Source organism: Pseudomonas sp. BC42, from assembly GCF_021560055.1.
Lineage (GTDB): Bacteria > Pseudomonadota > Gammaproteobacteria > Pseudomonadales > Pseudomonadaceae > Aquipseudomonas.
Genome location: NZ_CP091067.1, coordinates 3,775,554 through 3,799,683, shown reverse-complemented (window position 1 = coordinate 3,799,683; position 24,130 = coordinate 3,775,554). Strand labels below are relative to the sequence as shown.

The window sequence follows — 24,130 nt, the reverse complement described above, 5'->3', positions numbered from 1 at the left end:
TTGAACACCAAGCCGCGCCCTCGGGTGCGGCTTTTTCATGCCCGCTCCAGGGCATCGACAGGCTGGCGCCGCACAGCATTTTCAAGTCCTTGCGCCAGTGCCCGCTTGCCGCACCGACGGCAAGCGATGATTGCGCGCAATACGGGCCCGATCCCTGGGCGCCGATCAGCTATGATTGCGCCTTTCCAATTGATGATTGATCGCTATGACCGCTGCTACCGACACCTTGCTCACCGCCCTTGAAGCCTGCGACATGCTGGAAATCGACGGCCTGCACGCCTTCGACTTCACCCTCGACGAGCAGCGCCTGCTGATCGAGTGCATGGATGGTCGCGCCGCCAAGCGCTGGAGCTTCACCCTGGCCCAGGTGCAGGCCGCGACCTTCGACCAGGAACTGCAGAGCTGGACCCTGGCCGACGATGCCGGCGAGCACCGCCTGGTGTGCATGAGTGCGTTCAGTGCCCGCGACGAAGAGGAGGGTGAACATGAAGATGCGTAATTTCTGGCCGCTGCTGATGGCCGGCAGTGTTGGCGCCATGGCGGTCCAGGCGGCTCCCGCGGACAGCCAGGAGTTGCTCGTGGGCTCCTACACCCAGGGCCAGAGCCAGGGCCTGTATCGCCTGCATTTCAACGAGCGCACCGGGCAGATCGATGCCAAGCCGCTGCAAGTGGTGAAGAGCTCCAACCCGTCCTGGCTGACCCTGTCCAAGGACCTGAAATTCGTCTTCGCGGTGAATGAAAACAGCCCGGGACAGACCGACCCCATCGGCCGTGTCAGCAGCTACAGCCTGGCGCCCAAGACCCATCAACTGAGCCTGATCAACCAGGTGCAGAGCCAGGGCAACGAGCCTACGCACTCCAGCCTGAGCGCTGACGGCAACTACCTGTTCGTCAGCAACTACTCGGTGGACGTGGACCCGGGCGGCAGCCTGGCGGTGGTGCCGGTCAGTGCCGACGGTCATCTGTCGCCGGTGGTGCAACTCACCAGCCATCCGGCCAGCCGGGTCGACCCCGAACGCCAGCAGTCGGCCCACGTGCATTCCTCGGTGTCATCCCCGGATGGCCGGTTTGTGTTCGCCAACGACCTGGGCGCGGACAGGATCTTCGTCTACCGCTATGACCCCAAGGCCAACCCGGAACATCCGCTGACGCCCGCCGAACCGGCCTTTGTCCAGCTGCCCCCGGGCAGCGGCCCGCGCCATCTGCTGTTCAGTGCCGATGGCAAGCGTGCCTACCTGACCCTGGAGATGAGCGCCCAGGTGGCGGTCTTCGACTATCAGGACGGCAAGCTGACCCAGCGTCAGCTGGTCGACCTGACGGCCAGTGGCAACAAGGAGAAAAAGTCCGCGGCGGCCTTGCACGCTTCCAAGGACGGTCAGTACCTCTATGTCAGCAACCGTGGCACCGCCAACCAGTTGCTGGTGTTCGCCATCGATCAGAGCAATGGCCAGCTCAAGGAGATCCAGCGCCGCTCCGTGGAAGGCGATCACCCACGTGAGTTCAGCCTCGATCCGAGCAATCGCTACGTGCTGATCGGCAACCAGAAGAGCAACGAAATCGTGGTGATCGAACGTGACGCCAAGACCGGTTTCCTTGGCAAGACCGTGCAGAAACTGCCTTTCGAAGCCCCCAGCGACATCAAGTTCCTGGTGCGTCAATAAGCCGCAGGCCCCGTGTTCCGGGGCCTGACTGCTTCTATCAATGACGCTGATAATCGCTACTGCTGCAAAGCATTTTTTCCCGCCAACCCTCGGGAGTAAGTTTGCTCCACGGCCCACAAGGGCCAGTCAGCCAACTGAATCCGAGGGTTAAACCGATGAACTTCAATCTCTTCTCCGTGATCGCCGCCTCCGCCATTTCCGCCAGCGTGGCCCTGCCAGCCAGCGCCAACGTGGAAATCAGCCAGAAGAAATCCGGCACCAACACCTACACCCAGAAGTACCTGCAACAAAGCGCCCACTTCTACGCCGCCCTGGACCACAAGAGCCACGGCTGATCGGGTCGCTTCACGCCTATGCGGGCGAGCCGGCTGGCAGGTCCAGCGTGCCCCTTAGCCACTGAGTTCCTCATAGCCTTTGCGCCCAAGCCTGACTGGTTGGCCGACCTTATGAGTGACAGGGTCTGCTCCAGGTCATAGGCGAAGGCGCAAGGGGAAAGGTTGGTCCGGTGTTGGTCACTGGCTGACTGAGTGGAAAGCGCAGAGCGACTTGTCTTGTGGGTGTTTTGGGGAGAACGCTGGCTTTGGGATGAAAGCGCTGGTTTGTGACCGGTTGCTTTCTGCCGGGAGCCGCCCCTTGTAACCGGCAGTTCCTGCAGTCGGTCAGCCGTCGATCAATCTCGCGGAGCCTGGACAGTCGAACGTCCAATACGGGCGAGAAAAATGCCGATATCCCGATTGGACCGCAGACAAACCACGCGGCAAGCCGATGGCGCTGTTGCCACAAGTTGCTGCATCTTTTCTCGCGCCGATTTTTTCGTCCGCCACATGAATCTAAAAAACGCCGGCAGGTTCGCCAGCAGTTCGGGGCAGTTTTCCGGCAGGTCGGGCCGAGACTGACCGCGTTGCAGCAGCGTTCTGCGCAGTACGCGCAAGAATCGAAGCGTCGCCGAACGATCAATCCATATCAAAAGATCTGCACGGGCCACCCGGTTGTGCCAGGTGACCGAATGGCCACCTTCGAAAATCCAGCGATCTTGAGCCTCTGCATCGAGACAAAGCCGCGTCTTCTCGTCCGGGCTGCGTTCGATCCACCCTGGCTGCCAGTGGATGGTGTCGATGTGCACGACCGGCAAGCCCGTGCGCCGACCCAGCTCTCGCGCCAAGGTGCTTTTGCCTGACCCAGGTTGACCAATAATCATCACCCGTTGCATCGAAGCTCCTTCTCGCTATGCACGCTGTTTTTTGGGGCGGGCGATTCTACGTCAATGCTGACCTCGGTCAACCACGGACGGCCAGCACGACCGGCCGTAAGCGGCCCTTGCTCTATCAGGCCTGCGGTGCACCCAAGGCTTCGACGACTTCGTCTATGAAGTGCCTGAGCTTGGCGCAGGGGCGACGGTCGAAGGGGTAGATCAGATTGACGGGATACGTGGGCCCTTCGAACTCCTCGAAGAGTACGACCAGTTCACCCCGTTGCACGTAGGGCATCAGGACATCCTCGACGCAGAGCGTGATGCCGAAATCCGACAGTGCGGCGTTCACCTTGGCCTGGGTGTTATTGACCTTCAGTCGACTCGTGATGGGGATGGTGAACGTCTGCCTGTTTTGGGTGAATCGCCAGAGTTTGTCCGTCATTCGATCGGAGAAGAGATAGCCCAGGCAATCATGGTCCACGAGTTGTTCGGGATGGAGCGGGGTCCCTTTGCGCGACAGATAAGCGGGGGATGCGCAAGCAAACATCCTGAAAGGTCTCAAGCCGCGTTGAACCAAGGTCGCGCTGTCGGCCAGCTGGGGTTTGCCCAGCCGGAACACGACTTCGTATCCCTCTTCCACGATGTTCACGAACCTGTCCGTCAACTCCAGCTCGATTTCCGTTTCCGGGTAACGCGTCAGGAATTGGGTCAGGAACGGGATGAGTCTGTGGGAACCATAATTGTAGGGCGCGCTGATTCTGATTTTGCCGCGGGGAGTCGAGTTTGCTGACTGCGCCAGTTCATCGGCGTCTTCAACGTCACTGAGGATAGCCTTGCAGCGCGAGTAATATTCCCTGCCCACGGCGGTCAAGCTTTGGCGGCGGGTGGTTCGGGTGATCAGCTTGATTCCTAGCTGAGATTCCAGATTGCCGACCTGCTTGGCTATCAGCTGTGGCGTCACGCCTAACATCGCAGCCGCTGCCGAGAAGGAGTCTGCCTCCGCTGCTGCAACGAACGCCGCCATGCTTTTCAGCTTATCCATATCTACAACCTTTGGTTGTCAATGTTATTTGATATTGAACATTTATCTTCAAGATCTTCATGCTTAGCATTTCGTGGGTCAATAAAAAGAAGCGCAGCGCGCTTCACGCAATGGAGGGTATGCAATGGTGAACATTTCCCACGAAACGGCAGAGGATACGCAGCGCAGACTGTTGCACGTAATGACCGAGGCGCGTGTCCGGTTCTTCCCCGGCACTTACGCGTTTCTGGAGTTTCCTTTGTCGTTGTTTCCTGGTACCGCACGCCCTGATGCACTGGCGCTCGTAAGAGATGACAAGGTATGGAGTCAGCTAGTCCCCTGTGCGGACGTCGAGCAAGAGCTGTTCGCGGTCTTCCGGTTCCATTTTCCCGACGGCGCCGACAACAGCGGGTTTGTTGGCTGGTTGGCAATGCGCCTGAAGCAGAGGTTTGGGACCGGTGTTTTTGTGACCTGTGGCCAGCATCGAGAGGAGGGCGGGATCTTTGATTATTGGGGCGTCCCGGCGAGCCTGGGGGCAGATGTCTTCGCAGAGATCCAGGCCTTGGTGGATGGCCAAGTGGACGGTGAGGAGGGCGTTTCCCTATAGCGGCTCCGTTCGTTAGAGCCAGAGCCGGGGTCGACGACCTTTCGCTCGGGGCCTTCTCCCCCAGGGGGCTTGTTGGGCGGTGTTCCACTTGCCGGCAAACAGGCCCCCAAGGCATGTGCCGCCAGTGATGACGCAAATGGGTGGTGCGTTTGCGACGCAATCCGCATGCGTGGCAAATTTTGCTTGGTAGTATCACATAGCCATATGTTTAAATTTGACGCTGAATTATTGACTCTTTCCCGAGCAAGGATCGATAGCATGGTAATGCGTCTGGCTGTGGTGCTGCTGTTGCTCTATTCCACTCCCATCCTGTCTTCTGCGCAGCCTGTCGAAGGTGAGCCGGAAACTTCCCGCGAGCGCCTGGCCAGCTTGTTGCAGGACTGAAGCGCTTTTTAGCAGGGGCTCTCAGGGTAGAAGGTGCGGGCCCCGTGATGGGGCCCGCCGTGAGGGCTTCAGCCCTTGGTCGAACCGCGCTTGACCAGCTTCATCACCACCACGAAGAACACCGGGACGAAGATCACCGCCAGGGTCGCGGTGATCATGCCGCCGATCACCCCGGTGCCGATGGCTTGCTGGCTGGCGGAGCTGGCGCCGGTGGCGATGGCCAGGGGCACCACGCCGAGGATGAAGGCCAGGGAGGTCATGACGATCGGCCGCAGGCGCAGGCGCGCGGCTTGCACCGTGGCGTCGATCAGGTCGTGGCCTTCGTCGTACAGGCTCTTGGCGAACTCGATGATCAGGATCGCGTTCTTCGCCGACAGGCCGATGATGGTGATCAGGCCGACCTTGAAGAACACGTCGTTGGGCATCCCGCGCACGCTCACCGCCAGCACCGCGCCCAGCACCCCCAGGGGCACCACCAGCAGCACCGAGGTCGGAATCGACCAGCTTTCATACAGCGCCGCCAGGCACAGGAACACGATCAGCAGCGACAGCCCCAGCAACAGCGGCGCCTGGCTGCCCGAGAGGCGTTCCTGCAGCGACAGGCCGGTCCACTCCAGGCCCAGGCCGGCGGGCAACTGGCTCACCAGTCGCTCGATTTCCTGCATGGCTTCACCGGTGCTGTGGCCCGGAGCCGGCTCGCCGGAGATGGCGATGGCCGGGTAGCCGTTGTAGCGGGTCAGCTGGGCCGGGCCCAGGGTCCAGCTGGCGCGGACGAAGGCTGACAGCGGCACCATCTTGCCGGCGCTGTTGCGCACCTGCATCCGCAGCAGGTCCTCGACCTGGCTGCGCTGGTCGCCTTCGGCCTGGACCACCACCCGCTGCATCCGTCCCTGGTTGGGGAAGTCGTTGATGTAGGCCGAGCCCAGGGCGGTGGACAGCAGGTTGCCGATATCGGCGAAGGACACGCCCAGGGCATTGGCCTGCTTGCGGTCCACTTCCAGTTGCACCTGGGGCGCTTCGGCCAGGGCGCTTTCGCGGACGTTGGCCAGGATCGGGCTCTTTTCCGTGGCCGCCAGCAGCTCGGTCCGGGCCTGCATCAGCGCGGCATGGCCGACGCCACCCCGATCCTGCAGACGGAACTCGAAGCCGCTGGAGGTGCCCAGGCCGTCGATCGGTGGCGGCAGCACGGCGTAGACCACGGCGTCCTTGACCGCGCTCAGCGCCGCGTTGGCCCGGTCGGCGATGGCCATGGCCGAGTCGTCGCTGCCCCGTTGCGACCAGTCCTTGAGGGTAGTGAAGGCCAACGCCGCGTTCTGTCCGCTACCGGAGAAGCTGAAGCCGAGGATAACGGTGCTGTCGCCCACGCCCGGCTCGCCGGCGTTGTGCGTTTCGATCTGCTCCACCACCTTGACCGTGCGGTTCTGGCTGGCGCCGGGCGGCAGCTGGATGTCGGTGATGGTGTAGCCCTGATCCTCCACCGGCAGGAAGGAGGAGGGCAGGCGACTGAACAGCAGCGCCATGATCGCCAGCAGCGCGACGTAGATCAGCAGGTAGCGGCCAGTGCGCTTTAGGGCGTAGCTCACGCCGCCCTCGTAGCTGTTGCTCAGGCGTTCGAAGCGCCGGTTGAACCAGCCGAAGAAGCCCTTGCGCTCATGGTGCTCGCCGGCGGCGATGGGCTTGAGCAGGGTGGCGCACAGGGCCGGAGTCAGGGTCAGGGCGAGGAACGCCGAGAACAGGATCGAGGTGGCCATGGACAGGGAGAACTGCTGATAGATCACCCCCACCGAGCCCGGCATGAAGGCCATGGGAATGAACACCGCCACCAGCACCAGGGTGATGCCGATGATGGCTCCGGTGATCTGCTTCATCGCCTTGCGCGTGGCGTCCTTGGGCGACAGGCCCTCGGTGGCCATGATCCGCTCGACGTTCTCCACCACCACGATGGCGTCGTCCACCAGGATGCCGATGGCCAGCACCATGCCGAACATGGTCAGCACGTTGATGGAGAACCCCAGGGCCAGCATGGTGGCGAAGGTGCCCATCAGCGCCACCGGCACCACCAGGGTCGGGATCAGGGTGTAGCGGATGTTCTGCAGGAACAGGAACATCACCAGGAACACCAGGGCCATGGCTTCGAGCAGGGTGTAGATCACCTTGGTGATCGAAACCTTGACGAACGGCGAGGTGTCGTAGGGGATCTTGTATTCCACTCCCGCCGGGAAGTAGCGCGACAGCTCGTCCATCTTGGCGCGGATCAGGGTCGCGGTGCTCAGGGCGTTGGCCCCGGGCGACAGCTGCACACCGACCGCGGTGGACGGCTTGCCGTTCAGGCGTGTGCCGAACTGGTATTCCTGGCTGCCCACTTCCACCCGCGCCACATCGCCGATGCGCACCGTGGAGCCGTCCGGGTTGGCCCGCAGCACGATGTCGGCGAACTCCTCGGGGGTGGTCAGCTGGCCCTTGACCAGAATGGTCGCGGTGATTTCCTGGCTGGACGGGTTGGGCAGGTCGCCGATGCTGCCGGCCGGGACCTGGGCGTTCTGCGCCGCGACCGCGGCATTGACGTCCGCCGGGGTGAGGTTGAAACCGACCAGTTTCTGCGGGTCGACCCAGATGCGCATGGCCCGTTCGGCGCCGTACAACTGGGCCTTGCCGACGCCGTCCACGCGACGGATCTCATTCATCACGTTGCGCGCCAGGTAGTCGCTGAGGCCGACATTGCTCAGGCGCCCGTCGTTGGAGGTCAGGGTGATCAGCAGCAGGAAGCCGGCGGACACCTTCTCCACCTGCAGGCCTTGCTGGGTCACGGCCTGGGGCAGACGTGGCTCCACCGCCTTGAGGCGGTTCTGCACATCGACCTGGGCCAGCTCCGGATTGGTGCCGGGCTGGAAGGTCGCGGTGATGGTGGCGCTGCCCAGGCTGCTCTGGGAGGAGAAGTACAGCAGGTGATCGGCGCCGTTGAGCTCCTGCTCGATCAGGCTGACCACCGATTCGTCCAGGGTCTGCGCCGAGGCGCCGGGATAGACGGCGTAGATCTCGATCTGCGGCGGCGCCACGTTGGGGTACTGCGCCACCGGCAACTGGGGAATTGCCAGGGCGCCACCCAGGAGGATGAAAAAGGCGACCACCCAGGCAAAGACCGGGCGGTCAATAAAGAATTGCGGCATGTCGTACTACCTACTGGCCAGCGGGCTGGGCGAGTGCAAGGGGAGTGGTGTCGATCTGCACCGGCTCGCCGGGACGGGCGTGCTGCAAGCCTTCGACAATGACTCGGTCACCGGGCTTGAGGCCCTCGGTGACGATCCAGCGGTCTTTCTGCACCCCACCCAGTTGCACCGGGTGCTGTACCACGCGGTTCTCGGCATCTACCAGCAGCACCTGGGCGATACCGGCACTGTCACGCTGGATGGCCCGTTGCGGCACGCTGATGCCTTGCTGGTTGACGGCCTGTTCCAGGCGCACGCGCACGAAGCTGCCCGGCAGCAGGTCGAGGTCCGGATTGGGGAACTCGCTGCGCAGGATGATCTGCCCGGTGCCCGGGTCGACGCTGATATCGGCGAACAGCAGCTTGCCCGACAACGGGTAGAGGCTGCCGTCGTCCTGGATCAGGGTGGCCTTGGCCTGGTCCTTGCCAACCTGCTGCAACTGCCCGGCGCGCAAGGCCCGGCGCAGCTCGTTGAGCTCGCGGGTGGATTGGGTCAGGTCGGCGTGGATCGGGTTCAACTGCTGGATCAGCGCCATGGGGGTGGATTCGTTCTGGCCCACCAGGGCGCCTTCGGTGACCAGGGCCCGGCCGACCCGTCCGGAAATCGGTGCGGTGACGGTGGCGAAGTCCAGGTTGAGCTTGGCGCGCTTGACCGCGGCCTGATTGGCCGCCACCTCGGCGTCGGCCTGGCGCCGGGTCGCCCGGGCGTTGTCGTATTCCTGGCCGCTGATGGCCTGGTCGGCGATCAGCTTGGCAAAGCGCTGTTCCTGCAGGCGCGCCTGGAAGGCACTGGCCTCGGCCTTGCGCAGGTTGGCCCGGGCGCTGTCCAGGTCGGCCTGGAAGGGCGCCGGATCGATGCGGAACAGCACATCGCCCTGCTTGACGTCCGAGCCCTCGCGGAAGGTCTGCTGCAACACCACGCCGGCCACCCGGGCGCGCACTTCGGCGCTGCGCGGCGCGGCGATGCGTCCGCTCAGTTCGCTGGTGATGGACAGGGCCTGGCTCTGCACCGTCTCGATCCGCACGGTGGCGGTTGGCGGCGCCTGTTCGCCTTCGGTCTTGCTGCAGGCGCTCAACGCCGTCGCCAGAACCAGCAGGCAGAGTGGCGCGAGGAGTTTATTCGACATGCTGATACCCCAATAATGACCTCGGCATGCTAAGGGCATGGGTCAAGGCCCGCTGTGAAGCTGTGTAGGTGCTGTGTGAAAAAGTGTGAAGCGGGCGCGCTTGCGCGATGAGTGTTGTATATCCTTGGCAGCCTTGCTGCGGTGGCCCGGTGCTCTATAAGGAACGCCGCTACTCTGTATTTCTTCAATAAAGACCTCTTGTCATGCCCAATATTCTTCTTGTCGAAGACGACACCGCGCTCTCGGAGCTGATTGCCAGCTACCTGGAGCGCAATGGCTATCAGGTCAGTGTGATCAGTCGCGGCGATCAGGTGCGCGAACGGGCCAAGGCCAGCCCGCCGGATCTGGTGATCCTCGACCTGATGCTGCCGGGCCTGGATGGCCTGCAGGTCTGTCGCTTGTTGCGTGCCGACTCGGCCACCTTGCCGATCCTGATGCTGACCGCCCGCGATGATAGCCATGATCAAGTGCTGGGTCTGGAAATGGGCGCCGACGACTATGTGACAAAACCTTGCGAACCGCGAGTGCTTCTGGCCCGGGTGCGCACCTTGCTGCGCCGCAGCAGCCTCGGCGAGCCGCAGGCGGCCAGCGACCAGATCCTCATGGGCAACCTGTGCATCGACCTGTGCGAGCGCACCGTGACCTGGCGCGAGCAGTTGGTGGAGCTGTCCAGTGGCGAGTACAACCTGCTGGTGGTGCTGGCCCGGCATGCCGGCGAAGTGCTGAGCCGCGACCAGATCCTCCAGCGGCTGCGGGGCATCGAGTTCAACGGCACCGACCGCTCGGTGGACGTGGCCATTTCCAAGCTGCGGCGCAAGTTCGACGACCACGCCGGCGAAGCGCGCAAGATCAAGACCGTGTGGGGCAAGGGCTACCTGTTCAGCCGTTCCGAGTGGGAATGCTGATTCCATGCTGCGCATCCTGGTCCGGCTGTACCTGATTACCATCGTCGCCTTCAGCGCGGCGATCTACCTGATTCCGGACCTGGTGATCAAGGTCTTCCACGAGCGCTTCGTGGATTACAACCTGGAACAGTCCCGAGGCCTGCAAGGCCTGATCGTCAAGCAGTTCCGCGCGGTTCCCGCCGCGCAGTGGCCGGATCTGGTCAAGGAAATGGACCAGGAATTCCATCCGCTGCAAGTGGCCCTGGTGCGCATCGACGACCCGGACTTCAGCCTGTATGAGCGCGAACGCCTGGCCCGCGGCGAAAAGGTGGTCCGCCTGGGAGACTGGGGCTGGCGCACCCTGGCGGTGTCGCCGCTGGACGAGCAACTGGCGGTCAAGCTGGTGGTGCCGCCGGATCCGCTGGACGTCAACCTGCTGTACTGGAGCATCAACGTACTGATCGTCGCGGTGCTGCTGGCTTGCCTGCTGCTCTGGGTCAGGCCGCATTGGCGCGACCTGGAACGCCTGAAACGCACCGCCGAGCGTTTCGGCAAGGGGCACCTGAGCGAGCGCACGCAGCTGCCCGGCAGTTCCAATATCGGCAGCCTGGCCCATGTCTTCGACACCATGGCCGGGGACATCGAGCAGTTGCTCAATCAGCAGCGGGACCTGCTCAACGCGGTGTCCCATGAGCTGCGCACCCCCTTGACCCGACTGGATTTCGGCCTGGCCCTGGTGCTCTCCGACGATCTGCCCGCAGCCAGCCGCGAGCGCCTGCAGGGGCTGGTGGCGCATATTCGCGAGCTGGATGAACTGGTGCTGGAGCTGCTGTCCTACAGCCGCCTGCAGAACCCGGCCTGCCTGCCGGAGCAGGTCGAGGTGTCCCTGGACGAGTTCATCGACAGCATCCTCGGCAGCGTCGATGACGAGCTGGAGTCGGAGCTGGTCATCGATGTGCTGCTGCACGGCACCCTGGAGCGCTTCACCCTGGACCCGCGGCTCACCGCCCGGGCCCTGCAGAACCTGCTGCGCAACGCCACCCGCTACTGTGAAAAACGCATCCAGGTCGGGGTGCTGGTGAGCGACGAGCGCTGCGAAATCTGGGTCGACGATGACGGCATTGGCATTCCCGACGATGAGCGCGAACGAGTGTTCGAGCCGTTCTATCGCCTGGATCGCAGCCGCGACCGCTCCACCGGCGGTTTTGGCCTGGGGCTGGCCATCAGCCGCCGCGCCCTGGAAGCCCAGGACGGCACCCTGACCGTCGAGGCCTCGCCCCTGGGGGGCGCGCGTTTTCGCCTGAGCCTGCCGCCCCCGACCACTCGCTGAACGGCGCCCACCGCCTTGTAGCCGCTGCCGAACCTGCGCGGCTGCGATCGCCGACGCAGTCGGCGCAAAGCTGCAACAACGCGGCGTCTGCTCCAGCGTGCCCTTAGGGCCCGTTCGCAGCCTGCGGCAGCGGCTACACAAACCGGTGTGCCTTCAAGGGCGCGCGCCAGCCTGCGGCCAGTCCCGCTTTTGGCCAATGCGCTGCCTTACGGCTCGTCACCGTCGCTTGCTATAGTTCGGGCCTCATTTTCCGCCCAGTAAAGGATCACTGCCATGTCCGAATACCAAGCCTTTCGCGTCGAACTCGCTGACAACATCGCCCATGTGCAGATCAATCGCCCGGAGAAGATCAACGCGATGAACGCCGCGTTCTGGAGCGAAATCGTCGAAATCTTCCGCTGGATCGACGACACCGACGCGGTGCGGGTGGTGGTGCTCAGCGGCGCCGGCAAGCATTTTTCCTCGGGCATCGATCTGATGATGCTGGCCGGGGTGGCCAACGAACTGGGCAAGGACGTGGGCCGCAATGCGCGCCTGCTGCGGCGCAAGATTCTCCAGCTGCAATCCTCCTTCAATGCCGTGGACAACTGCCGCAAGCCGGTGCTGGCAGCGATCCAGGGCTACTGCCTGGGCGGCGCCATCGACCTGATCAGCGCCTGCGACATGCGGTATGCCGCCGATGACGCGCAGTTCTCGATCAAGGAAATCGACATCGGCATGGCGGCGGATGTCGGCACACTGCAACGTTTGCCGCGTATCATCGGCGACGGCATGCTGCGCGAGCTGGCCTACACTGGGCGCACCTTCGGTGCCGAGGAGGCGCGCCGCATCGGCCTGGTCAATCGCACCTACAGCGATGCTTCAAGCTTGCTGGACGGGGTCATGGAGATTGCCCGGGAGATTGCCGCCAAGTCGCCGATCGCCGTCAGCGGCACCAAGGAAATGCTCAGCTACATGCGTGACCACCGGATCGACGACGGCCTGGAATATGTCGCCACCTGGAACGCCGCCATGTTGCAATCCACCGACTTGCGTGTGGCCATTGCCGCCCACATGAGCAAACAGAAACCCGAATTTCTGGATTGATAGACGATGATTGAACGCTGGACCACCGCAGTACTGGATACCGAACTTCCCGGCGGCTGGGCCGTGGCCCGTGGCCCGGACGGCTTTCTCTATGACGACAACGGCGCGCTGTTTCCCCGGCACTGGCTCAAGGGCCAGGACCTGCCGCTGCTGGCCGAGCACGGCATCGGCCACCTCGATGGCGAGCCGGTGTACCTGCTGGAGCTCAGTGGCCGCGCCGAGGTGCCCGGCTGCGGCTGGAAAGGCCTGCGGGCCTTCATGCTGGAGGGCGATCACACCCTGTACAAGGTCCTGGGCTACGCCGCCCAGATTGGCACTTGGGCCCGGGAACATCGTTTCTGCGGCAGTTGCGGCCGGCCCAATGTGCAGGTGCCCGGGGAGCGGGCGATGTACTGCGAGTCCTGCGATCTGCGGGCCTACCCGCGCATTTCACCGAGCATGATCGTGCTGGTCACCCGTGGCGATGAAGTGCTGCTGGCCCGTTCGCCGCGTTTCGTCACCGGGGTCTACAGCACCCTGGCCGGCTTTGCCGAGCCCGGCGAGTCGGCGGAGGACTGCCTGATTCGCGAGGTGCGCGAGGAGGTGAGCATCGAGGTCAAGAACATCCAGTACGTGGGCAGCCAGTGCTGGCCGTTCCCGCACTCGATGATGCTGGGCTTCCATGCCGAATACGCCGGCGGCGAGATCGTGCCCCAGGAAGACGAGATCGAGGACGCCCAGTGGTTCAGCGTCCATGCGCTACCGCCGTTGCCGGCCTCGCGCTCGATTGCCCGCTACCTGATCGACCTCTACGTGGCGCGTCGCCTAGGCCACGCTGAACCAGTGCTGCCAGGCTAGGCGCACGGTCAACCCGAGAACCACGGTGATGAACACCGGGCGAATGAACTTGGCACCACCGCTGATCGCGGTGCGTGCCCCGAAGAAGGCCCCGACCATCACCGACAGGCCCATGCACAGGCCGATGATCCAGTCCACCTGCCCGGAGAACACGAACACCGACAGCGCCGCGATGTTGCTGACGAAGTTCATGCTGCGGGCCACACCGCTGGCCTTGACCAGATCGATGGGGTAGAGCAGCAGGCTGCTCACGGTCCAGAACGCCCCGGTGCCGGGCCCGGCCACGCCGTCATAGAAGCCCAGGCTGAAGCCCTGGCTCGACTGCCACTTCTTCTTGATCGGTGCATCGCTGTCCAGCGGCGCCTTGGGCGTGCCGCCGAACAGCAGGTACAGGCCACAGGCGAAGACGATCACCGGCAGCATCTTGTTCAGCCACTCGGCCGGCAGGTAATGGGCGACGATGGCTCCGGTCAGCGCCCCCACCAGGGTGCCGATGATGGCGTGCATCCACTGCCGCGGGTGGAACAGCTTGCGCCGATAGAAGGTGAAACTGGCGGTGGCCGAGCCGAAGGTCGAGCTGAGCTTGTTGGTGCCCAGTACCAGATGCGGCGGCAAGCCCGCGGTCAGCAGGGCGGGCGTGGTCAGCAGGCCACCACCGCCGGCAATGGCGTCGATGAAACCGGCGATGAAGGCCACGAGGGCAAGGATGGCGAGGGTGGTCAGGTCTACGCTGAGTTCGAAGGGCATGGATTCGGCTTATTGTTCGGCGGGAAGCGCAAAGGGGGCTGCGCGAAAGATCGCCATCTTACCTGCAACCCCGCCCGCTGCGCGACCGCCTCGACCTTGGTCTGGTACCCCTATCGTAGGAGCCGGCTTGCCGGCGAATGGGTCCTTGAGCCTTGCGCACGATCGGAGGACGCCCTCACTGGCAAGCCAGCTCCTACGGACGGCGCAGGGCCCGGAAAGCGTAGGAGCCGGCTTGCCGGCGAATGGGCCTTTGAGCCTTGCGCACGATCGGAGGACGCCCTCGCTGGCAAGCCAGCTCCTACGGACGGCGCAGGCCCGGAAAGCGTAGGAGCCGGCTTGCCGGCGAATGGGCCTTTGAGCCTTGCGCACGATCGGAGGACGCCCTCGCTGGCAAGCCAGCTCCTAAGGACGGCGCAGGGCCCGGAAAGCGTAGGAGCCGGCTTGCCGGCGAATGGGCCTTTGAGCCTTGCGCATGATCAGAGGACGCCCTCGCTGGCAAGCCAGCTCCTACGGACGGTGCAGGGAAGGGTCAGCGTTGCGGGCCGTTGCCGATCTGCCAGACAAAGGGCGGCTCGGTGCCGTTGATCTGCCAGTCACCGATAATCCGCGCCTTGTAGATCACCGGGTTGTGCGAAGACACGGTCCGCGCGTTGCGCCAGTGCCGGTCCAGGGCCTTGCCCTGGCGAATGTCCGAGGCCCCGAGGGCGTTGAACAGTTCGCTGGTGGCGCGCTGGATCAGTTCGGTGACCACCACCTGGGCCGTGGCCGATTCGATTTCCGCCGCCACATTGGCCGCTCGTTCCTTCACCTCATCCCCGGCAAAGCGCGCCAGGTAGGCCTGCTGGGCCGGTGCCGCCGCGCGGACCGCCGCGGCCTCGGCCGCATACACCAGGGCGGCAATCTCGCCCACCACTTGCTGCACCTGGGCGTCGGCGCTGACCTGAGGCGCGTTACCGTGGCTGTAGATGCGCTTGCGCACCCGCACTTCGTGGGCCACATCGCGCAGCGCGGCGCGGCCGATCCCGGCCAGGGTCGCCAGCAGCACCAGTTGGTAGAAGGCCGTCTGGTATTTGAAGCGGGTGGCGAAGTCGATGATGTTCTCGGCCTCGACTTCGGCGTCGTTGAAGCGCGAGGTGCCACTGCCGGTGGTGCGCTGGCCGAAACCGTCCCAGTCATCGCTCTGCTGGATGCCCGGCTGGCGGGTGCGCACCGCCGCGATCACATCGCCGCCGGTGTCGCTGCGCTGGGCATAGACGTCGATCCAGTCGGAGAAAATGCTTCCGGTGCTGTAGAACTTCTCGCCGTTGAGGCGCCATTTTTCGCCGTCCGGCGTCACCTTGGTTATCACCTGGCCAATCTCCACCGCGCCGATTTCGGTCCAGGCGCAGCCGACGATATCGCCCTCGACAAAGCGCTTGAACCACAGGTCCCGACCCGGCCCGGGCGGAGCATTGAGGCGGTCCTCGGCAAAGGCGAAGTGGCCGCGCAGGGCCTGGGGCACATTGGCGTCGGCTTCGGCCAGCTCGATCAGCAGCTGGAACAGCTGGGGCAGGGAGGCACCGCCGCCGCCATATTCCACGGGCACTCGCAGGGCACCGAAGCCGGCCTCCTTGAGCCATTGGATGGGTTCATAAGGCAAGGTGCGACTGTGCTCGCGCTCCACGGCTCCGGCGGCGATGCGCTGGAAGATCGGTCGGAAGCGCTCGGCCAGAGGCTCGTAATCGACCCCCAAGGACAATGGATTGATTACCTGGTGTTCAGTCATGGCGTAGCTCCTGGGTTCGGCAGAAAAAACAATGGGTGTCTGGGCGGGTCTTTGCACACAGCATGCCGACATCCCGCAGCCCGGTCTGCCTGGGGATGGGCCCAGGGGAGGGTCAGTCAACTGTTGCCGGGACAACACTTGATCAACAAATCGTCTGTTTGCGCGGTGTTTCGACGGCCCGCTCGCCGCGGGCAGGGGCCGTGGCCGACCCGCTGCAGCCAGGGCGCCGGCGTCGCCTGCCAGGGGACCGGAGCCCGGCCCGGCGCGCTTTGGTCGGGGGCCGCGAAGCGTCGGGACCCGGTCGAGCCGGGGCCCCGACGGTGACTGGCACGCTTGCTGCTCTGGTCCTTGCACCTTTACCTGTCCCGAGGACCGAGCCATGAGTCAGCAAGCCGTCAAATTTGCCTATTGGGTGCCCAACGTCAGCGGTGGTCTGGTGGTGAGCAAGATCGAGCAACGCACCCACTGGGGCATCGACTACAACCGCAAACTGGCGCAGATCGCCGAGGAGGCCGGCTTCGAATACGCCCTGACCCAGATCCGCTTCACTGCCGGGTACGGCGCCGAGTACCAGCACGAGTCGGTGGCCTTCAGCCACGCGCTGCTGGCCGCCACCAACAAGCTCAAGGTGATCGCGGCGATTCTGCCCGGCCCCTGGCAACCGGCGCTGGCGGCCAAGCAGCTGGCCACCATCGATCAGCTGACCAACGGCCGGATCGCGGTGAACATCGTCAGCGGCTGGTTCAAGGGCGAGTTCCAGGCCATCGGCGAACACTGGCTGGAGCACGACGAGCGCTATCGCCGGTCCGAGGAATTCATCCGTTCCCTACGGGGCATCTGGAGCCAGGACCACTTCACCTTCAAAGGCGACTTCTATCGCTTTGACAACTACAGCCTCAAGCCCAAGCCTCTGGGCCGGCCGGAGATCTTCCAGGGCGGCAGCTCGCGGGCGGCGCGGGACATGGCGGCCAGGGTGTCGGACTGGTACTTCACCAATGGCAACAGCGTTGAAGGCATCAAGGCCCAGGTGGACGACATCCGCAGCAAGGCGGCGGCCAACCAGCACTCGGTGAAAGTCGGGGTGAATGCCTTTGTGATCGCCCGGGACACCGAGGAAGAAGCCCGGGCGGTGCTGGCGGAGATTATCGACAAGGCCGATCCGGAGGCGGTGAATGCCTTTGGCGATGCCGCCAGGCAGGCCGGCAAGGCCTCGCCCGAAGGCGAGGGTAACTGGGCCAAGTCCAGTTTCGAGGACCTGGTGCAATACAACGACGGCTTCAAGACCAACCTGATCGGCACCCCGCAACAGATTGCCCAGCGCATCGTCGACCTGAAGGCGGTGGGGGTGGACCTGGTGCTGGCGGGTTTCCTGCATTTCCAGGAAGAGGTCGAATACTTCGGCAAGCGGGTATTGCCCCTGGTGCGGGAGCTGGAAGCCCAGGCCCGGCTCAAGGAGCAAGAAGCGGCGGCTTGAACGGTGTCTTGCTTGCCGGCGAAGCGGTTCAACAGCCTGATGCAAGGCTTGCGGACGCTTTCGCTGGCAAGCCAGCTCCTACGGGAAGGTGTTGCGCGAGGTTGCTGTGTAGGAGCCGGCTTGCCGGCGAAAGGGCCTCTGGGTCTGGTGCAAGGCTTGAGGACGCTTTCGCTGGCAAGCCAGCTCCTACGGGAAGGTGTTGCGCGAGGTTGCTGTGTAGGAGCCGGCTTGCCGGCGAAAGGGCCTTTGGGTCTGGTGCAAGGCTTGAGGATGCCTTCGCTGGCAAGCCAGCTCCTACGGGTGCGCTAGGTAAAAGAACCTTGGGCCGGGTTACAGGCCCAGGTCGCTAAGGCCTGGATGGTCATCCGGGCGCCGGCCCAGGGGCCAGTGGAACTTGCGTTCGCTGGCTTTGATCGGCAGGTCGTTGACGCAGGCGAAACGCCGGGCCATCAGGCCTTGTTCGTCGAACTCCCAGTTCTCGTTGCCGTAGGAGCGGAACCAGTTGCCGGAATCGTCGTGCCATTCATAGGCGTAACGCACGGCGATGCGGTTGTCGGTAAAGGCCCAGAGTTCCTTGATCAGACGGTAATCCAGCTCCTTGGCCCATTTGCGGGTGAGGAAGGCCTTGGCCTCTTCGCGGTTGTGGGCGAACTCGGCGCGGTTGCGCCATTGGGTATCCAGGGTGTAGGCCAGGGATACCCGCTCCGGGTCCCGGGAGTTCCAGCCATCTTCGGCCAGACGGACCTTTTCAATCGCCGACTCGCGAGTGAAAGGCGGAAGGGGCGGGCGCACTTGAGCGTTAGACGACATGATCTGTCTCCAATGAAAGTTGCTGTTCAAACAAAGAAGTTGCTCTTGTTTAAAACAATCAGAGGTCCAATAACTTTCGCGCCATGCATTGCGCATTATCAGCAGCACTGTGATCGCCCATGACAAGGGCAACGGTAATGGCGCCATCGATCAGGATCAGCAGTTGCGCTGCCAGTCCCTCGGGATGTTGCACGCCATGTTCCTGGCAAAGCTCGGTCACGTAATCGAGCAGTTTCTGTTTATGTTGTTTCGCCACCTGGCGCACCGGGTCTTGTGGATCGCCAGTCTCACCGCTGGTGTTGATAAAGGCGCAGCCGCGGAAACCTTCGGATTCGAACCAGCCCTTGAGCACGCTGAACAGCGCCAGCAGCCGCTGCGCAGAGCCTTCGGCCCGGTTCACTTCGGTCCTGTACCAGTGCATCCAGCGCTGGTCGCGACGCTCCAGGGCGGCCACCACCAGTTCGTCCTTGTTGCTGAAATAGCGATAGACGCTCTTTCTCGACACCCCGGCGGTCTTCACCAACAGATCCATGCCAGTGGCGGCAATGCCGCTCTTGTAGATCAGCTTCTCGGTGACGTCGAGGATAATGTCGCGTGTTTCAGAGGGAGTGATTTCGTTCATGGAGCAAAGAGTAGAACGATCGTTCTCCTTGGTCAAATAATTATTTCGTTGGCCATCAAAGTTCCCCTGCCATGTAGGAGCTGGCTTGCCAACGAAGGCGTCACCGGGTCTTGCGCAGCATCCGCAGGCCTCTTCGCCGGCAAGCCGGCTCCTACCGAATCAGGTGCTGCGGTTGCCTATGCAGGCGCTGGCTGCCAGTGAAGGCTGCGCAGTATCTCGCCGTTCAGGGCGGGGAATGGTCTTGTACAGGTCGGGCAGGGGACTCAGCCTGTTCCATGGTGTAAGCTCTTGCGCTCTTTGGATTTGAGCCACTGCGAGCCCTATGCCGTCGCTTTTCAAACGTTCCCTGCTGCCCAAGCTGCGCAGCTTTCCGCTGGCTGCCGAGGCCTTCACCACGCTGACCGGTGCTGCACAATTTCGCCGCACGCTGCTGGAGCAAATCGCCCAGGCCACCCGGCGTATCTACATCGTTGCCCTGTACCTGCAACAGGACGAAGCCGGCCAGGAGATCCTTGATGCCCTGCACGCCGCCAAGGCCGCCCGCCCGGAGCTGGACGTGGTGGTCGTGGTCGACTGGTTGCGCGCCCAGCGCGGCCTGATCGGTGCCGGCAAGCAGCCGGGCAATTCGGCCTGGTACCAGCACATGACCCGCACCCACGCCAGCGAAGTGCCGATCTACGGCGTGCCGGTGCAGACCCGGGAGCTGTTCGGGGTGCTGCACCTCAAGGGGTTCGTCATCGACGACTGCGTGCTCTACAGCGGCGCCAGCCTGAATAACGTCTACCTGCACAAGTTCGACAAATACCGCTTCGACCGTTACCACCTGCTGCACAACCAGGCCCTGGCCGATTCCATGCAGCACCTGGTGCAGCACGGCCTGGTGGCCTCGCGGGCGGTGCATCGCCTGGACCTGCCGAACCTGCCCAGCACCCGCAGCCTGCGCAACGACATCGGCGATCTGCGCAGCCGTCTCAAGCACGCCACCTACGACACCACCGCCGGCAGCCTGGACAAGAGCGAGCTCTCGGTCAGTCCATTGCTCGGGGTCGGCAAGGGCAACCCGCTGAACCGGGTGATCTGCGAGCTGATCGCCGGCGCCCAGCGCCAGCTGACCATCTGCACCCCGTATTTCAACCTGCCACTGCCGGTGACCCGGGAAATCAACCGGGCCCTGGAGCGTGGGGTGAAGATCGACATCATCGTCGGCGACAAGACCGCCAACGACTTCTATATCCCCCCCAGCGAGCCGTTCAAGGTGATCGCGGCGCTGCCGTACCTGTACGAGATCAGCCTGCGGCGCTTCGCCAAGCGGCATCAGAAGGTGATCGACAGCGGCCAGTTGAACCTGCACCTGTGGCGTGACGGCGACAACACCTATCACCTCAAGGGCATGTGGGTCGATGAGCGCTACACCTTGCTCACCGGCAACAACCTCAACCCCCGGGCGTTTCGCCTGGACCTGGAAAACGCCCTGTTGCTGGACGACCCCAAGGGCCAGTTGCTGCCAGCGCGCAGCGCCGAGCAGGCGTTGATCTATCGCCACACCCGGCGCATTGAGCACTTCCAATACCTGGAAAGCCTGGTGGACTATCCCGAGGCCGTGAGCAAGTTCCTGCGTCGGGTCAGCCGCGTGCGTATCGAGCGTCTGCTTTACCGCATGCTGTAACTCGGCGTTGCTGCCGAGCCTGCGGGGCTGCGCAAGGGCCCGCAGGACCTGCAGCGATCAGAGGGGCGCCATTGCCTGCGTTGGCATGCCGCCCAAGCCGTTCGCAGCCTGCGGCCGCGGTTACAGGGATCGGGGCTGTGGCCAGATGGCGATCAGTACCAGCAGGATCGCTGCCAGCAGGTAGGGCAGGCGCGGTTCGATGGCGTAGATCAGGCTGGCGGCCATGGGGCCGATGACCACGCCCAGGCCCTGGGCGGCGCCGATGCTGCCGGCGGCCGCGCCTTGTTCCGAGGCTTCCACGGCATTCGCCGCCAGGGCCGAGAACGACGGAAACACCCCGCCCATGCCCGCCGCCGACACAAAGAACGCCAGCCACAGGCCCCAGGCGCTGTCCACCAGCATGCTGCCGGCATACCCCAGGGCCGAGAGCAGCGCGCCGTAGCGGATCATCCGCAAGGGCGGCCATTCCAGCTTGCGCACCAGCAGTTGGGCGCAGATCAACGCCACGCCGACCATGGCCAGGGCCACCCCGGCGGTCTGTGCCGCGGCGGCCGGGTCCAGTTGCAGGCGATCCAGGGCATAAAAGCTGACGGTGATCTGGGCGATGGATACACACAGCATGGCGACAAAGGCCACCGTCATTGCGCGCACCAACCGTGGGTCGTTCAAGCGGACCTGGCTGGGGGTGTGCCTGAGGTGCAGTTCCTGGCGCGGCAGCTTGTAGCGCAGCACCAGGAGCGCCAGCAACGGCAGCACCGCCATGGCGTAGAACGGCAGGCTCAGGCTGTAGCGGGCCAGCAGCGCGGCAATCGCCGGACCGACCACCAGGCCCACGGCGTTGGCCGCGCCGAGGGTGGCCATGGCCCGGGCGCGATGCTCGGGTTCGACGTTGTCGGCGATCAGGGCGAAGCCGCCCACTGGAATCGCCGCATAAAAGGCACCGATCAGGCCGCGGCCGAGCATCAGGCCGAAAAAGGCCATGGCAACGCTGGGCACGCTTTGCAGCGACAGATCGATGAACAGGCACAGGGCCCAGTAGGCGAGGGTGAAGCCGGCGGTGCCCAGCAGCAGTACCTGGCGCCGGCCGAAGCGGTCGCTGGCCTGGCCCCAGGGGCGCGCCAGGAGCATCCAGATCACGCCGGAAACGGTCACCGCGGCGCCGGCGTGCCAGGTCTCCAGGCCCAGCGCCCGGGTGATTGGACCGATCAGCGAGACGAACGCCATCATCGCCATGGTGCAGGCCATGTAGGCGGCCATCAGCGGCAGCAGCGAGAAGGGCGTGGCAGTCAGCGGCGCGCCGGCAGCTAAGGGGCGAGACATGCGGGGTCTTCCATGAAAGCGATTGGGCCGTGAACGTTAGCGGGATAACGCGTCACAGCCCAGCCTTATCTGCACAGCGATGCTGTGGTTGGCCCGGGATCGGCTGGCGAAGAGGGCCTTGAGACGGGGGTTGGACTCAAGGTCGCTTTCGCCGGCAAGCCCACTGCTACGAGTGTTGCGATGAGCCACCGGTGTTGGCGCCTGGGCGTCGAGCTCAGTTCAGGCCCAGTTTGCCGCGCAGGGTCGAGAGGTCTTCGGCCAGGGTGTTGACCGGGCCCACCAGGGCCTTGCGGTCGCTTTCCTTGACCTTGTCGTAGGTCATGAAGCCGCCGTCGGCGGTTTTGTACTTGGCCAGGATGCTGTTCACCGTGGCGAAGTTCTTGTCCACCTTGGCGACAAAGGCCTGGTCCTGCCTGGCGATCTGGCCGCGGAACAGATCGACGATTTTCTTCGCGCCGTCGATGTTGCCCTGGAAGTCGTAGAGGTCGGTATGGCTGTAGCGGTCTTCCTCGCCGGAGATCTTGGTCGCGGCCACTTCTTCCAACAGCGCGGCGGCGCCTCCCACGACCTTTTCCGGCGGGAAGGTCAGGCCGGCGACGCGGGTCTGCAGGTCCTTGACGTCCTTGTTCAGGCGCTCGGCCAGCGCGCCCAGGCCGGCGGTGCTGTTTTCCGCGAACAGCGAGTATTCCAGGCGGTGGAAGCCGGTGAAGTCTTCGGCCTTGACGCCTTGCTCGTGGTCGTCGACCCGGGAGTCGATGGCGGCGTCGAGGTCACTGAAGAGTTCGGCGATCGGTTCGATCGATTCGTAGTAGACCCGGGTCGGCGCGTAGAGCTTGCGGGCGGTGGCCAGGTCGCCCTGTTTCACCGCGTCGGTGAACTGCTGAGTATGGCTGGCCAGCTCGTCGAGCTGTGCGGTGACGTAGATCTTGTAGTCGGAGATTGGCCCCACCAGTTCCAGGGGCGCGGTGGCGGCGAACGCCGACAGGGGAGCGTGGAGCAAGCCAAGGGTCAGCAACACAGCGAGAGGCGACTTTTTCATGGGACGTTTCCGTGGGGGTGGTGGTGTTGGGGTGTCAGGCCGTGGCTGTCGTTCGGGTGGCATCGAGCAGCGAGCGGCCGATGAAATCCTCGGCGCCGGTGACCCCCGGCAGGGTGAAGAAGTAACCGCCGCCGGTGGGCTTGAGGTACTCCTCCAGAGGTTCGCCGTTGAGGCGGGTCTGTACCGCGATGAAGCCTTTCTCCAGGTCGGCCTGGTAGCAGATGAACAGCAGGCCCATGTCCAGCTGACCGTTCTTGTTGACGCCGTTGGAGTAGTTGAACGGCCGGCGCAGGATCAGGTTCTGCCGGGTCTGCGCGGTACGCGGGTTGGCCAGGCGGATGTGGGCGTCGAGCTTGGTGAGCTTGCCGTGGGGATCCTTGTCGTAGTCAGGCACCTGGCTTTCCTTCTGGCCGTCCATGGGCGCGCCCGTGGTCTTGACCCGGCCGATGATGCTTTGCTGCTCTTGCAGCGGGGTGCGGTCCCAGCGCTCGACGAAGTTGCGGATGATCCGCACCGCCTGGTAGCTGCCATGGGCCGCCCAGGCCGGTTCGTCGCTGCCGGGCTGAACCCAGACGATCTGCTGCATGGCCTGTGGGTCATTGGAATCGGGGTTGGCCGAACCATCGCGAAAGCCCAGGAAATTGCGCGCGCTCTGCGCCGGCTCGCCGGGTTTGGCCGGGGCCTGGGGCGGCACGCTGCCTTCCTGTTTCCAGCGCACCAGCAGCAGGTCGGGCAGGTTCTTCACGATGTCGCGCAGGGCGTGGATGTTGGTGTCGGCGGTGTTGGCGCAGAACTGCAGGCTCAGGTCGCCGTGGCAGCAGGCCGGCTCCAGGGCGTCGTTGGGGAATCCCGCCATGCGTATCAGGCGCTTGGGCTTGGCGGCGGCCAGGCCGAAGCGCTCGTCGAACAGCGAGGCACCCACCGAGACGGTGATGGTCAGGTTGTCCGGGGTCACCACCGGGCCGAGGATGCCGGAGTCCAGGGGCGGCAGTTTCGGGTCGACCTGGGTCACCGGGCCGCCGCTCATGAGAAAGGCGATGCGCTCGTTGAGGGTGCGGAACAGCCGCTCCAGCTCGTCGCGGTCGCGGGCCAGGACATCGAAGGACACCAGCATGCCGGCTGCCGGACGTGGGGTGACGATGCCGCTCTGGTGCCGGCCGTGGAAATCGTGACGGTCCAGGGTCCGGTCGCTGCTCGGGGCTTCGGCGACCTGGGCCGGCGCGGCGGCCATGGCCGGGCAGCTCAGGCTGCTGCCGGCCAGGGCCACGCCGGCGGCGCCCATGCCCAGCAGTACGCGCCGGCGTTGGGCGCTGAAGGAGGGGTTGGCTTGATCTGAATCGTTCATGGAAGGCT

At 64.2% G+C, this 24,130-nt stretch carries 22 protein-coding genes; 11 read left to right on the top strand and 11 right to left on the bottom strand.

Annotated elements, in window-relative coordinates:
- Positions 1–205 precede the first annotated feature (205 nt).
- The 3 genes from L1O02_RS16880 to L1O02_RS16870 all read left to right on the top strand — a co-directional run bounded on the left by L1O02_RS16880 (position 206) and on the right by L1O02_RS16870 (position 1,996).
- Positions 206–499, top strand: coding sequence for a DUF5629 family protein (locus tag L1O02_RS16880; RefSeq protein ID WP_060839077.1), 294 nt, complete (start codon positions 206–208; stop codon positions 497–499).
- A complete protein-coding gene (locus L1O02_RS16875; RefSeq protein WP_108543441.1) occupies positions 486–1,661 on the top strand; it encodes a lactonase family protein in 1,176 nt (391 codons plus the stop codon). Before L1O02_RS16880 ends, L1O02_RS16875 begins: the two co-directional genes overlap by 14 nt.
- Before the next feature lie 155 nt (positions 1,662–1,816).
- The gene (locus L1O02_RS16870) at positions 1,817–1,996 is read left to right on the top strand and encodes a hypothetical protein (RefSeq protein WP_060839079.1); all 180 of its coding nucleotides are present in this window, start codon (positions 1,817–1,819) and stop codon (positions 1,994–1,996) included.
- Positions 1,997–2,331: 335 nt separating this feature from the next.
- On the opposite strand, the gene L1O02_RS16865 is transcribed toward L1O02_RS16870, so the two are convergent.
- Together L1O02_RS16865 and L1O02_RS16860 are read right to left on the bottom strand one after the other, a co-directional pair.
- A complete protein-coding gene (locus tag L1O02_RS16865; protein WP_108543443.1) occupies positions 2,332–2,871 on the bottom strand; it encodes an AAA family ATPase in 540 nt (179 codons plus the stop codon).
- Between the two features lie 115 nt (positions 2,872–2,986).
- Positions 2,987–3,895 carry a LysR family transcriptional regulator gene (locus L1O02_RS16860; RefSeq protein WP_108543445.1) on the bottom strand — a complete coding sequence of 303 codons (909 nt, stop codon included), beginning with the start codon at positions 3,893–3,895 and terminating at the stop codon, positions 2,987–2,989.
- 124 nt (positions 3,896–4,019) lie between these two features.
- Between L1O02_RS16860 and L1O02_RS16855 the strand changes: the two genes are divergently transcribed.
- Positions 4,020–4,481 (top strand): DUF6196 family protein, encoded by a 462-nt coding sequence (locus tag L1O02_RS16855; protein WP_108543447.1) that lies wholly within the window; start codon positions 4,020–4,022, stop codon positions 4,479–4,481.
- A 258-nt stretch (positions 4,482–4,739) separates the two neighbouring features.
- Positions 4,740–4,865, top strand: a complete 126-nt coding sequence (locus L1O02_RS31120; RefSeq protein ID WP_258230278.1) for a hypothetical protein — start codon at positions 4,740–4,742, stop codon at positions 4,863–4,865.
- 68 nt (positions 4,866–4,933) lie between these two features.
- On the opposite strand, the gene L1O02_RS16850 is transcribed toward L1O02_RS31120, so the two are convergent.
- Both L1O02_RS16850 and L1O02_RS16845 read right to left on the bottom strand, forming a co-directional pair.
- On the bottom strand, positions 4,934–8,032 hold the full coding sequence (locus L1O02_RS16850; protein ID WP_108543449.1) for an efflux RND transporter permease subunit: 3,099 nt from the start codon (positions 8,030–8,032) through the stop codon (positions 4,934–4,936).
- Between the two features lie 10 nt (positions 8,033–8,042).
- A complete protein-coding gene (locus L1O02_RS16845; RefSeq protein WP_108543451.1) occupies positions 8,043–9,197 on the bottom strand; it encodes an efflux RND transporter periplasmic adaptor subunit in 1,155 nt (384 codons plus the stop codon).
- A 203-nt stretch (positions 9,198–9,400) separates the two neighbouring features.
- Here L1O02_RS16845 and L1O02_RS16840 point away from each other — a divergent pair, with 203 nt between their 5' ends.
- The 4 genes from L1O02_RS16840 to nudC all read left to right on the top strand — a co-directional run bounded on the left by L1O02_RS16840 (position 9,401) and on the right by nudC (position 13,334).
- On the top strand, positions 9,401–10,102 hold the full coding sequence (locus tag L1O02_RS16840) for a response regulator transcription factor (protein ID WP_060839085.1): 702 nt from the start codon (positions 9,401–9,403) through the stop codon (positions 10,100–10,102).
- Positions 10,103–10,106: 4 nt separating this feature from the next.
- Entirely contained in the window at positions 10,107–11,411 is a 1,305-nt protein-coding gene (locus L1O02_RS16835; RefSeq protein WP_060843457.1) for an ATP-binding protein, read from the top strand.
- A 273-nt stretch (positions 11,412–11,684) separates the two neighbouring features.
- Positions 11,685–12,497, top strand: coding sequence for a crotonase/enoyl-CoA hydratase family protein (locus tag L1O02_RS16830; RefSeq protein ID WP_060839087.1), 813 nt, complete (start codon positions 11,685–11,687; stop codon positions 12,495–12,497).
- A 6-nt stretch (positions 12,498–12,503) separates the two neighbouring features.
- Positions 12,504–13,334, top strand: a complete 831-nt coding sequence (nudC, locus tag L1O02_RS16825; RefSeq protein ID WP_108543453.1) for an NAD(+) diphosphatase — start codon at positions 12,504–12,506, stop codon at positions 13,332–13,334.
- Here the strand turns inward: nudC and L1O02_RS16820 are convergent.
- Positions 13,302–14,081 carry a TSUP family transporter gene (locus tag L1O02_RS16820; protein WP_060839089.1) on the bottom strand — a complete coding sequence of 260 codons (780 nt, stop codon included), beginning with the start codon at positions 14,079–14,081 and terminating at the stop codon, positions 13,302–13,304. The genes nudC and L1O02_RS16820 overlap by 33 nt on opposite strands.
- Positions 14,082–14,610: 529 nt before the next feature.
- Positions 14,611–15,846 carry an acyl-CoA dehydrogenase family protein gene (locus L1O02_RS16815; RefSeq protein ID WP_235758331.1) on the bottom strand — a complete coding sequence of 412 codons (1,236 nt, stop codon included), beginning with the start codon at positions 15,844–15,846 and terminating at the stop codon, positions 14,611–14,613.
- Between the two features lie 379 nt (positions 15,847–16,225).
- Here L1O02_RS16815 and sfnG point away from each other — a divergent pair, with 379 nt between their 5' ends.
- Complete coding sequence (sfnG, locus tag L1O02_RS16810; protein WP_235758329.1) at positions 16,226–17,320, top strand: dimethylsulfone monooxygenase SfnG; 1,095 nt, start codon at positions 16,226–16,228, stop codon at positions 17,318–17,320.
- A 330-nt stretch (positions 17,321–17,650) separates the two neighbouring features.
- On the opposite strand, the gene L1O02_RS16805 is transcribed toward sfnG, so the two are convergent.
- Positions 17,651–18,130, bottom strand: a complete 480-nt coding sequence (locus tag L1O02_RS16805) for a nuclear transport factor 2 family protein (protein ID WP_060843462.1) — start codon at positions 18,128–18,130, stop codon at positions 17,651–17,653.
- Positions 18,131–18,188: 58 nt separating this feature from the next.
- Positions 18,189–18,752 carry a TetR/AcrR family transcriptional regulator gene (locus tag L1O02_RS16800; protein WP_060839093.1) on the bottom strand — a complete coding sequence of 188 codons (564 nt, stop codon included), beginning with the start codon at positions 18,750–18,752 and terminating at the stop codon, positions 18,189–18,191.
- Between the two features lie 322 nt (positions 18,753–19,074).
- On the opposite strand from L1O02_RS16800, the gene pssA reads away from it, so the two are divergent.
- Positions 19,075–20,418: a CDP-diacylglycerol--serine O-phosphatidyltransferase gene (pssA, locus tag L1O02_RS16795; protein ID WP_060843463.1), complete on the top strand. Its 1,344-nt coding sequence runs from the start codon at positions 19,075–19,077 to the stop codon at positions 20,416–20,418.
- Positions 20,419–20,538: 120 nt separating this feature from the next.
- On the opposite strand, the gene L1O02_RS16790 is transcribed toward pssA, so the two are convergent.
- The 3 genes from L1O02_RS16790 to efeB form a co-directional block, all read right to left on the bottom strand.
- Positions 20,539–21,738, bottom strand: coding sequence for an MFS transporter (locus L1O02_RS16790; protein WP_108543455.1), 1,200 nt, complete (start codon positions 21,736–21,738; stop codon positions 20,539–20,541).
- Between the two features lie 214 nt (positions 21,739–21,952).
- On the bottom strand, positions 21,953–22,777 hold the full coding sequence (gene efeO / locus L1O02_RS16785; protein WP_060839096.1) for an iron uptake system protein EfeO: 825 nt from the start codon (positions 22,775–22,777) through the stop codon (positions 21,953–21,955).
- A gap of 34 nt (positions 22,778–22,811) precedes the next feature.
- Positions 22,812–24,122 (bottom strand): iron uptake transporter deferrochelatase/peroxidase subunit, encoded by a 1,311-nt coding sequence (gene efeB / locus L1O02_RS16780; protein WP_108543457.1) that lies wholly within the window; start codon positions 24,120–24,122, stop codon positions 22,812–22,814.
- Between the last annotated feature and the right edge of the window lie 8 nt (positions 24,123–24,130).